Annotated in this window: 17 protein-coding genes and 1 pseudogene; 7 read left to right on the top strand and 11 right to left on the bottom strand. The window is 55.4% G+C overall.

Annotated elements, in window-relative coordinates; genetic code table 11:
- The 3 genes and pseudogenes from Q0510_RS01325 to Q0510_RS01315 all read left to right on the top strand — a co-directional run.
- Positions 1-769, top strand: a pseudogene (locus tag Q0510_RS01325) (hypothetical protein); the annotation flags it as partial.
- Positions 770-783: 14 nt separating this feature from the next.
- Positions 784-2,130 carry a RagB/SusD family nutrient uptake outer membrane protein gene (locus Q0510_RS01320; RefSeq protein ID WP_298707523.1) on the top strand — a complete coding sequence of 449 codons (1,347 nt, stop codon included), beginning with the start codon at positions 784-786 and terminating at the stop codon, positions 2,128-2,130.
- Positions 2,131-2,205: 75 nt separating this feature from the next.
- On the top strand, positions 2,206-3,333 hold the full coding sequence (locus Q0510_RS01315) for a TlpA disulfide reductase family protein (protein ID WP_298707521.1): 1,128 nt from the start codon (positions 2,206-2,208) through the stop codon (positions 3,331-3,333).
- 111 nt (positions 3,334-3,444) lie between these two features.
- Here Q0510_RS01315 and Q0510_RS01310 read toward each other — a convergent pair whose 3' ends face one another.
- Positions 3,445-5,076, bottom strand: a complete 1,632-nt coding sequence (locus Q0510_RS01310) for an alkaline phosphatase family protein (protein ID WP_298707520.1) — start codon at positions 5,074-5,076, stop codon at positions 3,445-3,447.
- A gap of 65 nt (positions 5,077-5,141) precedes the next feature.
- Between Q0510_RS01310 and Q0510_RS01305 the strand changes: the two genes are divergently transcribed.
- From Q0510_RS01305 to Q0510_RS01290, 4 genes are all read left to right on the top strand, one after another.
- Positions 5,142-6,284, top strand: a complete 1,143-nt coding sequence (locus tag Q0510_RS01305; RefSeq protein ID WP_298707518.1) for a TonB-dependent receptor — start codon at positions 5,142-5,144, stop codon at positions 6,282-6,284.
- A gap of 11 nt (positions 6,285-6,295) precedes the next feature.
- The gene (locus Q0510_RS01300) at positions 6,296-7,753 is read left to right on the top strand and encodes a RagB/SusD family nutrient uptake outer membrane protein (RefSeq protein WP_298707516.1); all 1,458 of its coding nucleotides are present in this window, start codon (positions 6,296-6,298) and stop codon (positions 7,751-7,753) included.
- Between the two features lie 11 nt (positions 7,754-7,764).
- Positions 7,765-8,454 (top strand): fasciclin domain-containing protein, encoded by a 690-nt coding sequence (locus tag Q0510_RS01295; RefSeq protein WP_298707514.1) that lies wholly within the window; start codon positions 7,765-7,767, stop codon positions 8,452-8,454.
- A gap of 63 nt (positions 8,455-8,517) precedes the next feature.
- Positions 8,518-10,083, top strand: a complete 1,566-nt coding sequence (locus Q0510_RS01290; protein WP_298707512.1) for a DUF5008 domain-containing protein — start codon at positions 8,518-8,520, stop codon at positions 10,081-10,083.
- 66 nt (positions 10,084-10,149) lie between these two features.
- On the opposite strand, the gene moaCB is transcribed toward Q0510_RS01290, so the two are convergent.
- The 10 genes from moaCB to Q0510_RS01240 form a co-directional block, all read right to left on the bottom strand.
- Positions 10,150-11,058: a bifunctional molybdenum cofactor biosynthesis protein MoaC/MoaB gene (gene moaCB / locus Q0510_RS01285; RefSeq protein WP_298707511.1), complete on the bottom strand. Its 909-nt coding sequence runs from the start codon at positions 11,056-11,058 to the stop codon at positions 10,150-10,152.
- Positions 11,059-11,062: 4 nt separating this feature from the next.
- On the bottom strand, positions 11,063-11,509 hold the full coding sequence (locus tag Q0510_RS01280) for a molybdenum cofactor biosynthesis protein MoaE (RefSeq protein ID WP_298707509.1): 447 nt from the start codon (positions 11,507-11,509) through the stop codon (positions 11,063-11,065).
- Between the two features lie 29 nt (positions 11,510-11,538).
- On the bottom strand, positions 11,539-12,327 hold the full coding sequence (locus Q0510_RS01275; protein WP_298707507.1) for an NTP transferase domain-containing protein: 789 nt from the start codon (positions 12,325-12,327) through the stop codon (positions 11,539-11,541).
- A 1-nt stretch (position 12,328) separates the two neighbouring features.
- On the bottom strand, positions 12,329-13,051 hold the full coding sequence (locus Q0510_RS01270) for a sulfite exporter TauE/SafE family protein (RefSeq protein ID WP_298707505.1): 723 nt from the start codon (positions 13,049-13,051) through the stop codon (positions 12,329-12,331).
- 15 nt (positions 13,052-13,066) lie between these two features.
- Positions 13,067-14,245: a gephyrin-like molybdotransferase Glp gene (gene glp / locus Q0510_RS01265; protein ID WP_298707503.1), complete on the bottom strand. Its 1,179-nt coding sequence runs from the start codon at positions 14,243-14,245 to the stop codon at positions 13,067-13,069.
- A 29-nt stretch (positions 14,246-14,274) separates the two neighbouring features.
- Entirely contained in the window at positions 14,275-15,252 is a 978-nt protein-coding gene (gene moaA / locus Q0510_RS01260; protein WP_298707501.1) for a GTP 3',8-cyclase MoaA, read from the bottom strand.
- Positions 15,252-15,491, bottom strand: a complete 240-nt coding sequence (locus tag Q0510_RS01255) for a DUF6755 family protein (RefSeq protein WP_298707499.1) — start codon at positions 15,489-15,491, stop codon at positions 15,252-15,254. Before Q0510_RS01255 ends, moaA begins: the two co-directional genes overlap by 1 nt.
- Positions 15,488-15,985: a Rieske (2Fe-2S) protein gene (locus tag Q0510_RS01250; protein WP_298707497.1), complete on the bottom strand. Its 498-nt coding sequence runs from the start codon at positions 15,983-15,985 to the stop codon at positions 15,488-15,490. The genes Q0510_RS01255 and Q0510_RS01250 overlap by 4 nt, the downstream gene beginning before the upstream one ends.
- 24 nt (positions 15,986-16,009) lie before the next feature.
- On the bottom strand, positions 16,010-16,576 hold the full coding sequence (locus Q0510_RS01245) for a 4Fe-4S dicluster domain-containing protein (protein WP_298707495.1): 567 nt from the start codon (positions 16,574-16,576) through the stop codon (positions 16,010-16,012).
- Between the two features lie 23 nt (positions 16,577-16,599).
- Positions 16,600-16,936, bottom strand: a 337-nt coding sequence (locus Q0510_RS01240; RefSeq protein ID WP_298707494.1) for a molybdopterin dinucleotide binding domain-containing protein, incomplete at its 5' end; no start/stop codon positions are given.

Here is a 16,936-nt window from a genome sequence, read left to right as displayed (position 1 = left end):
CGGCTACGAAGCCAGTGTTACTTCCAATAATATCCGGAAGAAAGATTTCAGCTGGACAACGCGCTTCAACATTACCATTCCTGAAAGCAAGCTGCTACGCCTGCCTACGCAGGCCAACCAGAATTCCAACTATGTGCTGGGCAAACCGGTGACGGGCATCCTGCTGTACAAATACAACGGCATCAACCCGCAAACGGGCTACTACAGCTTTACCGACGGCAAAGGCGTGACGGATGATTTTACCAATATTTTCACCCAGAAGGACAAAACGGAGTTTATCGACCTGGCGCCAAAATATTTTGGCAGCCTCACGAACTCGTTTGCCTACAGACAATTTGCGCTGGACTTTTCCATCAATTTCACAAGCCGGATGGGCAGAAACCTGCTTTCAAATGCGCTCCAGCCGTTTGGGGTTTTCGGAGCGAATGGCAGCACGATGTGGCTCGACCGCTGGCAACAACCGGGCGACCAGACCGATGTTCCGAAGGTGAGCACGCAGTTCATCAATTTCAACCGGCAAATGCTCTTCAAGGAAAGTACCGGCGCTTATTCCGATGCTACGTATGCCAGGTTGCAGAACGTGAGCCTTCGCTACAGCTTTAACGAGAGCCTCAACAGGACGCTTCACCTGAAAAACGGCAGCATATATCTACAGGGGCAAAACCTGCTCACGCTTTCAAAATATGACGGATTGGATCCCGAGAATCTCTCCACTACAGTAATCCCGCCCCTGCGGATGATCACTGCCGGAATTAATCTTACACTTTAATGTTTTGCCATCATATGAAAAGATTCATCAAACATATTCAACAACCGTTGCCCGTTATGGCCCTGGCCTGCTGCCTGGCCTTCCCCGGCTGCGACAAATACCTCGAAGGCACGCAGCTGCCTGCCGGCACCATCGAAGCCGGAGATGTGTATATCAACGACAACATGGCGTCCACCGTGGTTACCGGGATGTTTCTTAATCTGAATACAGGCGGAAGTTTTTCCGGTAGCGGGTCCAGCAACCTGGGCTATGTGCTGGGATTGTATGCCGACGAGTCGAGAAGTACGCTCAACGGGAACTATACGGATATCATTTTCAAGAACGCTATTACGCATTCCAACAGCGTGTACTGGGCCGACTATTACCAGAAACTGTTCGTGGCCAATGCTGCGATCAGGGGTATCAACAACAGCACGGGCAACCTGGTGTTTAAAAACCAGTGGCTCGGGGAAGCGTATTTCCTGCGGGGCCTGTATCATTTTTACCTGGTAAACCTTTATGGCCCGGTGCCGATAGTGCTGACGCCGGATTACACCATCAATAACAAGCTGAGCCGATCGCCGGTGGCGGAAGTGTACAAGCAGATCGTATCCGACCTCAAGCTGGCGCAAGCCCTGCTGCCGGAGGGATACGCGAATGGTTACGGCGCAGCGACCAACAGCCGTGTGCGGCCGAATAAAGGCGCCGCCACGGCCCTGCTGGCCAGGGCATACCTGTATGCCGGCGATTGGGAAAATGCGGAGATCCAGGCTGGCAATGTGATCGGCGACAACCGGTACGACACCGTGGCGCTCAGCAGTGTTTTCCTCGCAAACAGCAGGGAAACGATCTGGGCGGTGGCGCCCAGGGCTCCGGCGCGGACGTATGAATATGGTTTCTACAACGGCGGCATGCCGGCGACCATCAACCCGCCGCAGGGGCCGAATTCGTTCGACGTATATGCTTCCGCCAACGAAAACCTGCTGAACGCTTTTGAACCCGGCGACCGGCGGCAAACAACCTGGCTGCGGAGTATCACCATCCTGGCATCCGGGTCCAACCCGGAAAAGGTGATGTATTTCCCCGCCAAGTACAAATCGCCCGCCAACAACGAGGAATACCAGGGGCTGGGCGCCATCCAGCCCGCATCCAAAACCGCTCTCCTTGCCGCCATTGCTAAGGAAAGACAAACGGAACTTTTCGCCGAGTACGGCCACCGCTTTTTCGATCTGAAACGGACAGGCAGGATCGACGAAGTGATGAACACCGTAGCGCCCGGCAAACCCGCCACCTGGCAAAGCTATATGTCCAACTGGCCCATTCCGCCCAACGACATACTTTCCAACCCGAACCTTACACCCAATCCCGGGTACCCGCAGTAACCCGGCCACCGCACAGGATGGGGCAGCATTCCCCCTCCTGTGCCCTCATTCATCATGCTTAAATAACCTTTTTACATGAAACATTTCATTCTGGCAGCATCGCTATCGATGCCCGGCATCGCCATGGCCCAATCTTTCGACTACCAGCTGAACGTGCAGCTGAAGCAGGCGAAACCTGCGGCCGTCGCGTATCTTATTTCCAATTACGCCTGGTCGAACAGCAAGGTCCTCGACTCCGCGGTGCTGCACAACGGCAAAGCCACCTTCAGGGGCAACCTGGAAGATCCCGCCCTTGTACATTTGTTCATCGATCATGACGGGCTGGGCTCCAAATGGAGAAAAAACGGGGATGCGATTGATCTGTACCTGGAGAAAGGGAAGCTTTCGGTTTCCGGGAAAGACAGCATTAAATACGCCCGGATCAAGGCCGGCGCCATCAACCGGCAATACGTGGATTACAAGGATGCGGTGATGGTGCATTTCCGGGAAGCGGCTAAAAAACCGGCGCCTACGCCTGCCGAACTGAAAAGTCCCGGTTACATGGAAAAAGTCATGCAGGACTTCCGGCAAATAGGATTGCAAACCGACACCCTCAAAATGGCCTACATCCGTAAGCATCCGGATGCGTTTGTAAGCCTGGTTGCCTTGGTGGAACTGGCGGGGAAGGATATTGATGTAGCAATCGCGGAGCCTTTGTTCAATGGCCTTTCTGCCAATATCCGGAACACTCCTTCCGGCAGGAAATTCGCCGGCCGGCTGGACGAAGCGCGGCTGTTCGCCGTGGGCGCCATCGCCCCGGGATTCACTCAGAACGATACAGCCGGCCATCCCGTGCGGTTGTCTGACTACAAAGGGAAATACGTGCTGGTGGACTTCTGGGCCTCCTGGTGCGGGCCCTGCCGCGCGGAGAACCCCAACCTGGTGAAAGCGTATCATGCATTCAAAGACAGGAACTTTACCGTATTGGGAGTATCCCTCGACATGCCCGGCAAAAAACAAAACTGGCTGGACGCCATCGCAAAAGACAACCTGGACTGGCAGCATGTATCCGACCTGAAAGGCTGGAAAAACGAAGTAGCGGAAATGTACAAAGTGAAAGCCGTGCCCCAGAACTTCCTCATCGGGCCGGATGGAAAGATCGTCGCCAAGAACCTCCGCAGCGAGCGGCTGCACCAGGAACTGGCGCGCATCCTGCCCCAATAAACCGCAACCTGATCCACCTGCCTATCCAACGGCTCCGCAATGGGGCCGTTGGGCGTTACAGCAAAAGGCCACCCCTCGCGGGATGGCCTTTGTGCATGTATCGGAGAAAAATCAATAATCAAACCATAGCTTCCCGTCCAGCTTCCAGGCGGTGTTGATGGGGATATTGTACCAGGAAATCACCCTCGGGGCGATATCCACAATTTTCGGCACGTCTGTGGCCACCATGGCGCCGCAGAGATCCTTCCCGGTTTCTTCCCAGTTTACGTTGCCGGCAATCTGCAGATCGATCTTTTTGGGAGACGCATCTTTCAGCAGCGTCCCTTTCCCGTCGGTGCCTTTCCACCAACCGATGAGATTGGAATAGTAGGGATGGTCGGGGGTAACGGTGGTGTCGCATTTGGCGTATTCAGCGATCGTCAGCGGATCCAGCGCGTCGTTCCACAGGCGGATATCCGCCATATTGATAACGGGGTTGGCGTACCGGCTGCCGTATGTTTTGGAGATATCTTCGGCCACGATGAGCTTGGTGACGTTGGCGGGGTCCAGCGTGGTGAGGGCGGTCATATTCGCGGAGCCTACCGCTACACCATCCTGGTACAGGCGTACGAGCCCGGTACGGTCTACCGATACGGCGATGTGGTGCCATTTGTTATCGTTCAATGCCGGAGCGCTGGCCCCGATATCGACGCGCCTGCTGCCGTCGCCCGCGTTGAACTTCCAGCCCTGGCCGCTTACGCAGATCACCCATCCCCTGTTGTTGCCGCTGTTCCAGTCTTTATTGGCAATAAACGGCGGATCGCTGCTGAGGCCGGAGGTCCGCACCCTGTATTCCACGGTCCACTTCACCATGGCGCCGAAATCGTACGCCGTGTTTTCGGTGAAGGCGTATTGGCCTCGCTGCATGAATTTGACGAAGGTGGAATTGGTGACGGGCTTTTTCACTTCGCGCGATACGAAACGTTTGTTGTGGTACATCATGAAGATGTTCTGCTCCTCGTAGGAGTTGCCGCCATGGCCGGCGAGGTTGCCGCCATGATCCGCCGCGATGACGATCAGCCAGTCTTCCGAGGCATATTCCGGGCGCGACTGTATCGCATTCACCAGGTCGCCCACGTAGCCGTCCATTTTTGTGAGGGCCTGCATGTATTGGGGTACGCTGGTGTCGAAGCCGAAACTATGACCGGCGGCGTCCACGTCATTGAACTGCGCGAAGAGGAAATCGGGGTCGCCGTTTTTGAGGCGCGCCACGGCGCTGTCTTTCGCCGCGGCATCCGATGTTACGTTCACCCTGGCATCCGCGTGGGAAACGACATGCTGGTTGATGGGCGCCCATGCGCAGATGGACACGGTTTGGAGCGAGGGGTCAGCTGCTTTGAGGTATTGGAGGAACACGGGATACGCGGCGAAGTTGCTGCCGCTGAAACTGTTGTCGGTAACCCCGTGTTTGTTGCCCCAAACGCCCGTCAGCAGCGACGACCAGCCCGGGCCGCTCCAGGTGGGCGGCTGTGTGAGCGCGTCGTAACTGTAGACGGCATTTTGCATGAGCTTGCGGATGTTGGGGACGGCGGCGTACTTCACCGGTTCGCCCCGGCACCCGTCGATGCCGATGACCAGTACTTTTTTCCGGGAAGCCTTTGCCCCGGGGTCTTCAGGCTTGGGTATCCCGGGGCCCAGCGCCAGATCATTGCAGGCCAGGGCGAGCGCTGCCAGCATCAGATACAAGTATCTGCGACTTATCATAGAAAAGAGATTTGTTGGTAAATAATGTTTAGCATGAATTAACAACCTCGCTCGGTTCCTACCTGGTGGGCGGCAACTACAACAACGTACCGCGCATCACCCCCAAACTGGGGCAGATGCCCAATCCTTACCTGAAGCCCGAAAGAGTGGAACAGCTCAACTTCGGGTTCGACCTCAGCGTACTGAAAGGCCGCGCCACTTTAACGGTGGACGTGTACCAGAAAGTGATCTCCGACATGCTGTTCTCCCGCTCGCTGAACTCCGCCACCGGCTTCAGCAGCACCACCACCAACGGCGCGTCCATGCTCAACAAGGGCTTCGAGGTGGCGCTCGGCTTCAGGCCGCTGCCACAGACGTCGAAGTTCTACTGGAACTTCAGCGTGAACGCCGCGGTGAACAAAGATGCACTGCTGACGCTGCCCGGCGGCGTAACGCAGATCATCTCTTCGTCTGATTACGGCCCGATCGTCACCAAAGTGGGCCGCAATACGCTCAGCAACTTCCTGTATGTTTCCCAGGGCGTGTACAGCAACGACAATGACGTGCCGGTGGATCCCGTTACGGGATTGCGCTACCGCAACGCCGCCGGCGGTTATTACCAGGCTGGCGATATGAACTACAGCGACATCGACGGCAACTACATCACCAATTCCCGCGATCTGCAGATCGCCGGCAACCCGGTGCCCCGCGTCACGGGAGGCTTCTATTCCACCATGACCTACAAAGCCTGGAGCCTGACCATGAGCGGCACCGTGCTGATGAAGCGCGACCTGCTGAACAACGCATTGTCGGAACGCCTGGGCAACCTGTACTACCCTTACGGCAACAAGCCCAACGCCGGCGCGCTGACATTACCGGATATCAGCGAATACAATTACTGGAAGCAGCCGGGCGACAAGGCGAAATATCCCAACCCGCTGCAGTATTACGGCAATACCGACAACTACAACGGGTCGCAGACCTTGTTCCAGGAAGACGGTTCGTACTTCAAGCTCAACGCCCTCACGCTCGGGTACACCTTCAAAAAGGACTGGATCCGCAGGGCGCGGATGAACAATGCGCGGATCTACCTGACCGGCGCCAACCTGCTGATGCTGTCCAGCTACTCCGGCCCGAATCCCGAAAACGTGACCGAACTGGGGCGCGACCGGTTAGACAGCTACCCGGTAGCACCTTCCTACACCTTCGGTTTAAATCTTGAATTCTAAAGCAGCTACTTATGCAATACAGGATCATTATCATACTGGCTTTCATCATCGGCCTCACCGCCTGCAAAAACCTGCTCGACGTGGAGCCGGTGGACCGGCTGGGGGCCAACTCCTTCTGGAAAACCCGGCAGGATGTGGAGTCTGCCGTGGCGGATGCCTACGGCTTCATTTACGACAAACTGACTTACGGGCCGTATCATAACGTGAACGGCGATATCCGCGCCGGCGAGTTCGACGGCACCTGGGTGGTGGCCTTCAAGGCCGTGGCGGAAAACGATCTTGCCAACCGCGCCCGCGTGTCGGACCCTACCCGTTATTACGTGCATTTGCTGGACGACTGGTACCCGTTCTACCAGGCCATCGCGGCCTGCAACATCGCCATCGACCGGATCCCGGAAGTACCGGGCATTTCGGAGAACGAGCGGCAGCAGTTCCTGGCTGAAGTGCGGTTCGTGCGGGCGTTCACTTACTTCTACATCGTCAGGATTTATGGAGATGTGCCTTTGTACACACAGGCGTATGATCCCGAAGCACGCCCGCGGACGAAGTTTTCCGAAGTGCTCAAATTCTGTACGGAGGAACTGGAAGCGGTGAAAGACAACCTGCCCTGGCAGTACGAAGACCCGACCAACTGGGGCGTCCGCGCATCGAGAGCGTCTGCACTGGCATTGATCGCGCATTGCAATATGTGGATGGCAGGTTTTGATGCGGGCAACGCGGAAGCGTACAACAAAAAAGCGGCCGAAGCGGCGCTCGCCGTGAAGCAGTCCGGTTACTTCGAATTGTTGCCGATTGAAGACTTCAAGCGGATATTCAAGGGGCGGACGAAGGAAAGCATTTTCGAATTTTCCGTAAACAAAAACTACGGGCAGGAAACGAAATACGTATCCCTCGGCCAGTGGACCACCCACGACCCGGTGGTGAACTACGGCGCCAACAGCGACTGCTTTTACGAAGCGGATTTCCTGGAGCGGATGTACCCGGCGGCCTTGCCCGACAAGCGCCGCGACCTGTGGTTCTATCTACCCTACATCAACAACACCACGGCTATGTTCCTGAAATATTCCAACGTAACGGATGTGAACAATTACCTGTTCGACGACAACATGATCATCTTCCGTTATTCCGACGTATTGCTGCTGGGCGCCGAAGCGCTGGCCAATACCGGCCGCAACGGGGAAGCCATCGCCCTGCTGGATGAAGTCAGGGAAAGAGCGGGCGCCAATCCTTACAATGCCGCAACCGAAAATCTCAAAGACGCCATTTTCAACGAAAGGCAGAAAGAGCTCATCGGCGAAGGCATGCGCTGGTACGACCTGGTGCGCACCGGCAGGGTGAAAGACCCCGCCCAGTGCAAGAACTACCTCACCGAAGAGCAGTTCAACCAGGGCGCCTGGACCTGGCCCATCGCTTCGAAGGCGCAGATCAACAATCCCAACATCGTGCTCAACAATTATTGGATCAAGTAAATCGCCGGAACATGAAAAAATACGCAACTTTCCTACTGCCCGGCCTGCTGGCGCTCCTGCTGCTGGCCGCCTGCAAAAAAGACGACTACTTTAAAGACGGCGGGCTGCAGAACGGCAAACTGAACGTCAACACTTATGAATTCCTGCAGTCCAACCCCGTGTATTTCGACACCGTGGTGGCCATCGTGGAAGCGGCGGGGATGAAAGACATGCTCAGCAAAGAAAACGTCACCTTCTTCGCGCCGCATAACTTTAGCATCCTCAAAGCCATGAACATGCTGAACGCCGTGCGATACGGCCTCAACCAGGATTCCCTCCACATCGCCGACATACCCGCGGAAATCTGGCAGCAATACCTTTTGCGCTATACTTTCCGGGATAGATACCTGTTGAAGGACATCGCCCGGCGCGACAGCCGCATGCTGCAGGTATACCCCGGCCAGTACCTCGAGTCGGCCGGCGGCTACATCATGAACCTGGGCGTACAGTTCAGCGATTACAGCGGCACCAAGGACGTGGGGCCGCGCATGGTGCAGATCACGGATGTGGGCGATTTCGCCAACCCGGTGAACATCACCAACAACGTGGGCACTTCCGACATACAGACCACCAACGGCGTGGTGCATATGCTGGATGGCAACCACGGATTCGGGTTCAATATGATGGCCTTCGTGACAACGGTGCAAGATTATTTCCAGTAATACCGCGGCATACGGCGGTACAAATCCCAACAGCATGAATATTAAAACATACACTCTCGGCATATGATGGCGGCGGCGCTGTTCACCGTTTCCTGCGAGAAAGACGAATACGTCGGCAAAGACCCTTATGCCGACGCCAGGGAACAGCTCGGCATCAAGCTGAGCACCTTGCAGCCCAACCCCGGAAAGGGAGTTGTAGGTACGGAAGTAAGCCTTTCCGGCAACGGTTTCCTCAAATACAAGGATTCCATCAGGATCCGGTTCAACGGCGAACTGGCTACGGTGGTATCTGTCCTGGATTCGGTGATTACCGTGAAAGTGCCCGCCATGGCCAGCAGCGGCATCATCACCCTTTCCGTGGGGAAAGACGTGGTGCCCGGCCCTTCCTTCACGGTAGCCGGCGCGATGAGCGTGGACAAGGATTTCCAGTCGTTCGTGGGCGCCAATAACAACATCAGCGACATCACCGCACTGTCTGACGGGCGCTTCGTACTCGCGGGCAGCTTCACCGATTACAACAACGCCGGCCTGCGCGCGGGGTATAGCGGGATGGTGATGATCGGCGCCGACGGCGTGGTCGACAAATCGTTCAGGATCGCGCCGGGATTCAACGGGAACGTGGCCCGGGTGATCGAATTGAAATCCGGACAGCTCCTGGCTTCCGGCGTTTTCTCGAAACTCGGCGCCATGAAATCTTCCCTCGGCAATATCACCCTCCTGCAAAAAACAGGTACGGTGCCGGGCGTACAGGTGGAATACACCAACGAAAACGGCGATCCCGCGAAAGACACCGTGCCGGCCTTCAACGCGTATTTCGACGGGCCGGTGACAGGCCTGCTGGAGCAGGAAGACGGGCGCGTTGTCGTGTATGGCTATTTCCGCCACTATCTCTCCAAAAACTACTACCCGGCCGGGAAAGATACTGTTATCACCGATACCATCCCTGCCGCGGGGCTCGTCCGCATTTACCCGGACGGACAGCTGGATAAAAGCTTCCGGTACGACGCGGAAACCAACACCGTGCCCTCGGGCGTCGACGGGTTTATTTCGGATGCCATCATCCAGCCCGGCGGGAAAATCGTGATCGGCGGGCTGTTTGCCCGATACGAAAACAAGACGGTGAAATCGCTCATCCGGCTCCTGCCCGACGGCTCGCTGGACGAACAGTTTGCCGCAGGGAGCAACCTGAACGGGGATATTTCCTCGATCCGGCAGTTACCGGGCAACAAGTTGCTCGTGAGCGGCACATTCAGCCAGATCGGTGGCAAAAACCGTAAAAAAGTAGCGATCCTGCAGGAAAACGGGGTGGCCGACGACGGTTTCGACCCCGGAGCGGGGGCCGACGGGCCTGTTATGCTGGCCGAGCGCCTGGGGAACGGGAAGATCCTGGCAACGGGTACTTTCCAGAAGTTCAACGGCGTCAGCCGTTATGGCATGGCCATCCTGGATGCCGACGGCAAGCTGAGCACCACGCACAACAACATCGGCAGTTTCGGATTCAAGGAACCCTATTTCTCGCGTCCTGTATTCGACATCCTGACCACCGATCAGTTCAATACCATTTTGGTGGGGAACTTCTTTAAGGTCGACCTCCTGCAGAACAACAGGATCGTCCGGTTAACATACTGATCTTAGAATTTTGGTCTTACAATTATCATGACGGCGGCCCCTTTCCAGGGGCCGTTTTTTGTATGCTCAGTGCTTTCCGGAGTGGATCATTTTAAACACATGGAGGATATGCGGGAACAGGGCGTCCATAGATTCCTTTGCGCCATTGGTGGAACCGGGAAGTGCGATAACGAGGGTATCGCCAATCAGTCCGCCGGTGCTTCGGGACAGTATGGAGTACGGCATGCGGTTTTGTCCGTATTGCCGCAGGTGTTCCCCGATGCCGGGGATCTCCCTGTCGAGCATGGGCCGTATGGCTTCGGGCGTATAATCGCGCCTGGAAAGGCCTGTACCGCCTGTGAGCAGGATCATTTCAGCGCCTTTGTCCAGGCATTGCCGGATTTCCGCCTGGATGCGCTCTACACCGTCGGGGATCACGTTGTAGCCGATCACTTCCACCGGGTGGCCTTCCAGTTTTTCGATGATTGCTTTGCCGGAGGTGTCGGCTTTATCGCCTTTGGAAACGGTATCGGAGCAAACCACGACGGCTGTGCGGATCCTGGTTTCAAACGCATCCTTCCTCCCCGATTTACCGCCTTTCTTTTCCAGTAGTTTGATGTGGTGGATTTCGATGGATCTATCGATCGGCTTCAGCATATCGTACATGGTGAGCGCCACCACCGATGCGGCATGCATTGCCTCTACTTCCACGCCGGTTTTGTATACAGTCTTGATTTCCACGGTGATTTTGATATCCAGCCCGTCGATCTCATAGCTGATCCTGGTGTATTCCACCGGCAGCGGATGGCAATCGGGGATCATGTCCGCCGTTTTCTTTGCCGCGAAGAGCCCCGCCACTTTCGCCATTTCGAATACGTCTCCTTTCGGTACGGCTTTGCGGACCACGGCATCGATCGTTTCGGGTTTGCTTACTTTAACGATGGCTTGCGCTACCGCAATACGCAGGCTGTTGCTTTTATGTGTGATATCGATCATCGGGTCAACCCTTTAATTCTTTCCATTGATAAGAGGCATCGGTGAATAGTTCCTTGCCCCAAACCGGCACTTCCGCCTTGAAGCGCTCCACGAGTTCTTCACAGGCTTTTTGCGCGGGCTTGCGGTGTTTGGAAGAAGTGAAAACGAAAAAGCAGAGCGCGCCTGCAGGCACGATGCCAAGGCTGTGATAGATGTGCATGCACACCAGCTCGTGCTTCGCGAAGATGTCTTCCCGGATTTCCGCGATCTTCTGTTCCGCCATTTCGCGGTACGTAGTGAAGTCGATGGCCTGTACTTCCTTTCCATCGATTAAGTCATTGCGCACCTGCCCCAGGAAAATGGCGTGCCCGCCGATGCCGGTCTTATGGCGATGGGCGGCGATGCTATCCGCGATCTTCTCCGGCGGTATCGGCCCTTCTATAAAACTGTTCCTGATTTTCTTTTCTCCCATTATTTGACAATATAGTTATTCCACCCGTATCAGCCTCCTGAAAAGGCTGGCAACAATGCGATTTCGTCGGCTTCGCAGATGTTGGTACCCGGATCGGTGACAATCTGCCGGTTCAATGCGATTTTGTATCCGACCGTTGCCAATGCGGGATACGCTTTTTGCAAATGGTCTTTGAAAGCCTGCACAGTTGTAGGATACGCCGGAACGGCGGGTTCGGTGATGATGTCCGTCAGTTTGCCGAAACATTTGATATTCATCTTCCTGAGATAATTAACAGCCGCCGCATGATCGGCCGGTGTATTGTTGTTATGAAAAATCTCCGCTATTCCTTCCAGGCCGATGTAATGTGTAGGAAATCTATCCAGCAGGTCCATCATTTTCAACCGGGAAGATTGCACGCTTTCTTTTACTTCCCCGGCGCATACCGCGGGATATATTCCGCACAAAGGCTGTACCCTTCCGTTATACCGGATCACATTAATTTGGCCTTCCTCCTGTTGCGCAAGCAGCGCCCTCATTACCGCCGTTGAAATAAAAGGCGCATCAGCAGCCAGGATCAGCACATCTTCCCCTGCATCCGACAACGCGGTATAAATGCCACCCATGGGCCCTTTCCCGGGTATCACATCACCTATAACCCTCACACCGAACTGGCTGTAACCTCCCTCATGGGCGATGATCACAGGTGTGATGCCCAGGGGCTGGAGCATATCCAGCAGGTACGCGATGGCCGGCTTGCCGAGGATTGGCTGCAGGCCTTTGTCCTGGCCCATTCTAGAGCTTTTGCCGCCCGACAGGATATATGTTTTCAACTTCATGTCAGGTAAAACAAAGTTTAAAGCTCGCAATTCCCAGCACCAGCGCCAGTATCTGCTTGATCCATTCCACCCTGAACTTGTTACTTCCCAGGTAAGCGCCCGCAAAACCGCCCAGCACCGTAAACACGGCAATATACACGAGGTTGCCGGAAAAATGGAGTTCCGCCTGGCTTTTGCCCCACAATCCGGATATCGAATTGACGAATATAAACAAGGCGCTGATGGCGCTCGTTTGCTTCACGGTACACCAACCCAGCAGGATCAGGATAGGGCTGAGAATGATGCCGCCGCCGATGCCCAGGAGGCCCGACAGCAGCCCGATCCCCGCGCCCATAAACATGATCGGCAACAAAGACGGCTTCACTTCGAAGTGCTTGTCGGGCATCAGCCCCAGCAACTTCGCAATGGCAATGAGCAACACGAGCCCCAGGATGATTTTGAAAGCTTTGTCGTGCAGCGTCATGGTGCCGCCGATAAACGCCGCAGGAATGGAAAACAATGCCAGCAGGAGGAACAGCCGGTAAGGGAACGTGTCTTTCCGGAAATACTGTATGAATGCGATCAGCGAAACGAGAATATTCAGGATCAGCGCGTTTGTCTTCACTTCATCCTGCGGGAAGGCAAACAGGATCATCAGCGCGATGTAGCCGCTGGCGCCGCCGTGCCCCACGGAGGCGTACAAAAACGCGATGGCTGCGAATAATATGTATAATAAAGGTTCCAATATTCCTGTGATTGATTACGCAATAACGACGATCTCCACTTTTTCTCCCGCCTGGAATGCTTCCTGCTCCGCGCGTAAAACGGCGTAGGCGTTGGCATCCGTGTAGGCATCCATCTGGAATGACGGCTGGCCTGTGAGTATCGCCACTTTATGGCCTTCTGTCCGCGCTTTTACAAAATGGGTGAGGCCCGCTTTCTTGTCATAACCATTTAACAGGATGCCGTATTGCTTGTTTGCGAATGCCGGTTGGCCCATCAGGGCTTTCAGGAAAGGTTGCACATAAACATGAAAGCAGGTAAGCACAGATGCGGGATTCCCCGGCAGCGCGAACACATGCTTCTCCCGCAGCCGCCCGAAATATAATGGCTTGCCGGGTTTTTGCTTCACTTTATGAAACTGTTCCGCGGCGCCAAGCTTTTCCAGCACGGGTTTCACGAAATCATAATCTCCTACGGAAATTCCGCCGGTGATGAGCAGCACGTCCAACCCGCTGATCTTTTCAGCGATGCACTGTTGCAATTCCGCTTCATCGTCATCGGCATGCGCGGCAAAAACCGCTGCCACGCCCATTTGCAGTAGCGCAGCCTGCAGGGCTACGGCATTGCTTTCATAAATCTGTCCGGGCCGTAAAGGTTGCCCCGCGGGCACCAGCTCTTTGCCGGTCACGATGATGCCCACCTTCGGTACCGGATGCACCCGCAGAGCAGCGATGCCCAATGTGGCGAGGAATCCGATATATCCCGCCGTCAACATTGTCCCTGGCTTTAGCACGACCGCTCCTTTCCTGGTTTGCGTGCCTTGTTTGCGGATATGGGTGCCGGCAGCAATAGGTTGTAAAAAAGTCAGGCTTCCATCTTTCAACCCGCATATCTCCTGTTGCACCACGGTATCCGCCCCCTCCGGCACCGGGGCCCCTGTAAAAATACGCGCCGCTTCTCCCCTGCGCAGGACCGGCAACCCCGGCGCCCCCGCCACGATCGTATACGCCACATGGATAGGGATCGCAGCTTCCACATCTTCGTAACGGATGGCGTAGCCGTCCATTGCGGAATTGTCGAACACGGGTACGTCTACAGGCGCCGTCACTTCTTCCGCCGCCACCAAACCGAGGCAGGCCAGCAACGGCAATTCCTGCGGCGCCATCGCCCCGGCGTTACGCTCCAATATGTTGAAAACTTCTTGTACGGAAATCATTTTGCAAACTGTGTTTTAAAAGCGGATAACTATCCCCCGATCCTGATCATGCTCCTGTTATCCAGCTGCCCGGGCTGCAGCTCCCGGTAATCGTTGAACTGCCCGCCCAGCCGCTCGTGCTTGCGGGATATCGCCTTCCGAATGACGGGCGCGATATCCGCTCCGCTCCTGAATGCGGCCAGTACATCAAATTCTTCCGCGCCGAAAAGGCAGTTTTTCATCTTCCCGTCGGCCGTAAGCCGGAGGCGGTTGCAGGTGGCGCAGAAAGAATCGGTGAGCGTGGAAATGAAGCATAGCGTGCCCGCGTGCCCCATGATCCCGAACTTCCGGTCCGTATCGTTTTTGCCGTCTTTCAGTTTGTATAAAGCGTATTGCTGCGCAACAACCTCCATTACCTCCGCACTGCCGATCACCTTGCCGCGGTCCCAACGATTCTGGTCGAAGGGCATGAACTCGATGAAACGGACATGCACCGGCAGTTTGCGCGTCAGCTCGGTAAACGCGGCGATCTCATCATCGTTAACGCCTTTCATCATCACCACGTTCAATTTGACGTGCATCCCTGCCGCGATGCAGCCAAGGATATTGCTCCAAACGCGCGCGAAAGCATCCCGCCGGGTAATCTTCCTGAATTTATCCGGCAGGAGGGAATCGAGGCTGATATTGATAGACGTAAGACCGGCCTGTTGCAGGTTCGCCATGTATTGATCGAGCATCACACCGTTGGTGGTCATGGCCAGCTTCACGGGCAGGCGGGAAAGGCCGGCCAGGATGTCGGCAAAGTCTTTCCTGGCCATGGGCTCGCCGCCCGTCAGCCGTATTTTCTTCACGCCCAGGTCCGCGAACGTGCGGGCGATGGCGAAAATCTCATCAGCCTGCATGAGCTGCGCTTTCGGCAGCAGGGTAATCTGCTCTTCGGGCATGCAGTAACTGCAGCGGAAGTTGCAGTTATCAGTCAGGGAAATCCGGAGATAATCATGTACCCTATGGAACCGGTCGGTCAGCATCACCTTACGTTTTTCGGCAGGAAGTACAACCATATCACGCTGGCCACAAACAGCACGCCGGAAGCGGCGAAAGTACTCAAGGCTACTTCGGGATGCCCTTCCAGCGCATTATTGAGCGAAGTATACAGCAACCAAATCTGGATGAACAGGTTGGCCAGCAGGACCACGATAAGGGTGGACATGATCATGCTCTTTTTCCGCGGGTGGGACTGTTCCTGTCCTCTTCTGAAATTGCTCATGCGTGCGTGGTATTGATATGTTGAACATAGATATTATCTCCTTCGAATATGACGTCCAGTTTCTTCAGCGGCCGTGGCGGAGGGCCCTGGAGCACTTCTCCCGTTTTCACATCGAACCAGCCGTTGTGGCAGGGGCATTCCAGCTTCATGGTGCCGGGTTTGTAGTATACGGCGCAGGACAGATGGGTGCACTTCTGTTCGTAGGCGTAAAAACCGCCGTCTTCGGTATGCACGAGGATGTAGGGCGTCTTGTCATTGTCGAGCACGAACGATTTTGTGCCGCCGACGGGCACATCGCTTTTGGTGCAAACTTTGAATTTCCCCGGCGCCGGGGGCTCTTTAAAAGCATATCTGGCGGCGATAACACCGTTCCCGAACACCATTCCGCCCGACACGACGGCCAGGAGTTTCGCAAAATCCCTGCGGGTCACCTGGTCGGCCTGGGGCCGGCTGATGGGAAAATCTTCTTTCCAGTGTTTTTCTTCGTTGCTCATCGGATAATATTTTCAATTCGGGCTTTAGAATACTCTCAGTTCAGTGCTGCCTTTGGGCATCATGACGTTCACTTTCGTATTCACCACTTCTTCGCCGAAAATGAACTTATTGACCGGCGTGGAATTGGGCCGCATTCTTTCCATTTCCTCCCGGGTGCCATACCACAATGCGCCGCTGGGGCAAACCGTGGCGCACATCGGTTTTTTGCCAACGCTGGTGCGGTCGTAACACATATTGCATTTCATCATCAGGTCGTATTGCTCCATTTTCTTCGGAACGCCGAAAGGGCAAGCCATCACGCAATTGGAACAGCCGATGCAGCGCGAGGTATTGGCAGAATGGACCACGCCGAACTCGTCTTTGCTGATGGCGTCCGCGGGGCACACGTTGGCGCAGAGCGGGTCTTCGCAGTGCATGCATACCTGGACGGTTGTCTGGATGGTATGAGCCCTGTCCACATAATTCACGTGGATCATGGATTCCTCCCCGTTCGTTTCACATTCCGCGCAGGCGGCTTCACAGGCTTTGCAGCCGATGCAGCGTTGTACATCCACAAAGAATTCCTGCTGTAACGTATAATACTGAGCCATAATATTTCGTGTTTGGTGAATACTTATGCGCTTTTGTAATCGGTGGCGTTTTTATCGATGATGGCGATGTTGCCGGTCGGGATCAGGTTGCAGGCGCTCACTTTGAATTCCGGGATTTTGGAAATCGGATCGAGATGCCCGCTGGTCAGCTGGTTGGCGGATTTTTTTCCCGGCCAGTGATAAGGCAGGAACACCGTATCCTCCCGGATGGTTTCTACAATATTGGCGGCGAACACGGCTTCGCCGCGCTTGGTCACCACTTTTACCTCTTCGTGCTGGCGGATACCGAAACGCCGCGCCAGTGCGGGATGGATTTCCAGCAAAGGTTGCGATACCTGTTGCACCAGCTTGCCGATCCTG

This window comes from uncultured Chitinophaga sp. (assembly GCF_937874145.1).
Classification (GTDB): Bacteria; Bacteroidota; Bacteroidia; order Chitinophagales; family Chitinophagaceae; genus Chitinophaga.
Note: the sequence above shows the minus strand (reverse complement) of the source record. Positions and strands in the feature narration are given on the sequence as shown.

What these genes read in the sequence shown, in the direction of transcription:
- Q0510_RS01245 (WP_298707495.1), bottom strand. Translation starts at nt 16,576, where the DNA reads ATGGCTCAGTATTATACGTTACAGCAGGAATTCTTTGTGGATGTACAA.
- Q0510_RS01255 (WP_298707499.1), bottom strand. Translation starts at nt 15,491, where the DNA reads ATGAGCAATTTCAGAAGAGGACAGGAACAGTCCCACCCGCGGAAAAAG.
- Q0510_RS01300 (WP_298707516.1), top strand. Translation starts at nt 6,296, where the DNA reads ATGCAATACAGGATCATTATCATACTGGCTTTCATCATCGGCCTCACC.
- Q0510_RS01295 (WP_298707514.1), top strand. Translation starts at nt 7,765, where the DNA reads ATGAAAAAATACGCAACTTTCCTACTGCCCGGCCTGCTGGCGCTCCTG.
- Q0510_RS01310 (WP_298707520.1), bottom strand. Translation starts at nt 5,076, where the DNA reads ATGATAAGTCGCAGATACTTGTATCTGATGCTGGCAGCGCTCGCCCTG.
- Q0510_RS01275 (WP_298707507.1), bottom strand. Translation starts at nt 12,327, where the DNA reads ATGAAGTTGAAAACATATATCCTGTCGGGCGGCAAAAGCTCTAGAATG.
- moaCB (WP_298707511.1), bottom strand. Translation starts at nt 11,058, where the DNA reads ATGATCGATATCACACATAAAAGCAACAGCCTGCGTATTGCGGTAGCG.
- Q0510_RS01250 (WP_298707497.1), bottom strand. Translation starts at nt 15,985, where the DNA reads ATGAGCAACGAAGAAAAACACTGGAAAGAAGATTTTCCCATCAGCCGG.
- Q0510_RS01320 (WP_298707523.1), top strand. Translation starts at nt 784, where the DNA reads ATGAAAAGATTCATCAAACATATTCAACAACCGTTGCCCGTTATGGCC.
- Q0510_RS01290 (WP_298707512.1), top strand. Translation starts at nt 8,518, where the DNA reads ATGATGGCGGCGGCGCTGTTCACCGTTTCCTGCGAGAAAGACGAATAC.
- glp (WP_298707503.1), bottom strand. Translation starts at nt 14,245, where the DNA reads ATGATTTCCGTACAAGAAGTTTTCAACATATTGGAGCGTAACGCCGGG.
- Q0510_RS01280 (WP_298707509.1), bottom strand. Translation starts at nt 11,509, where the DNA reads ATGGGAGAAAAGAAAATCAGGAACAGTTTTATAGAAGGGCCGATACCG.
- moaA (WP_298707501.1), bottom strand. Translation starts at nt 15,252, where the DNA reads ATGCTGACCGACCGGTTCCATAGGGTACATGATTATCTCCGGATTTCC.
- Q0510_RS01315 (WP_298707521.1), top strand. Translation starts at nt 2,206, where the DNA reads ATGAAACATTTCATTCTGGCAGCATCGCTATCGATGCCCGGCATCGCC.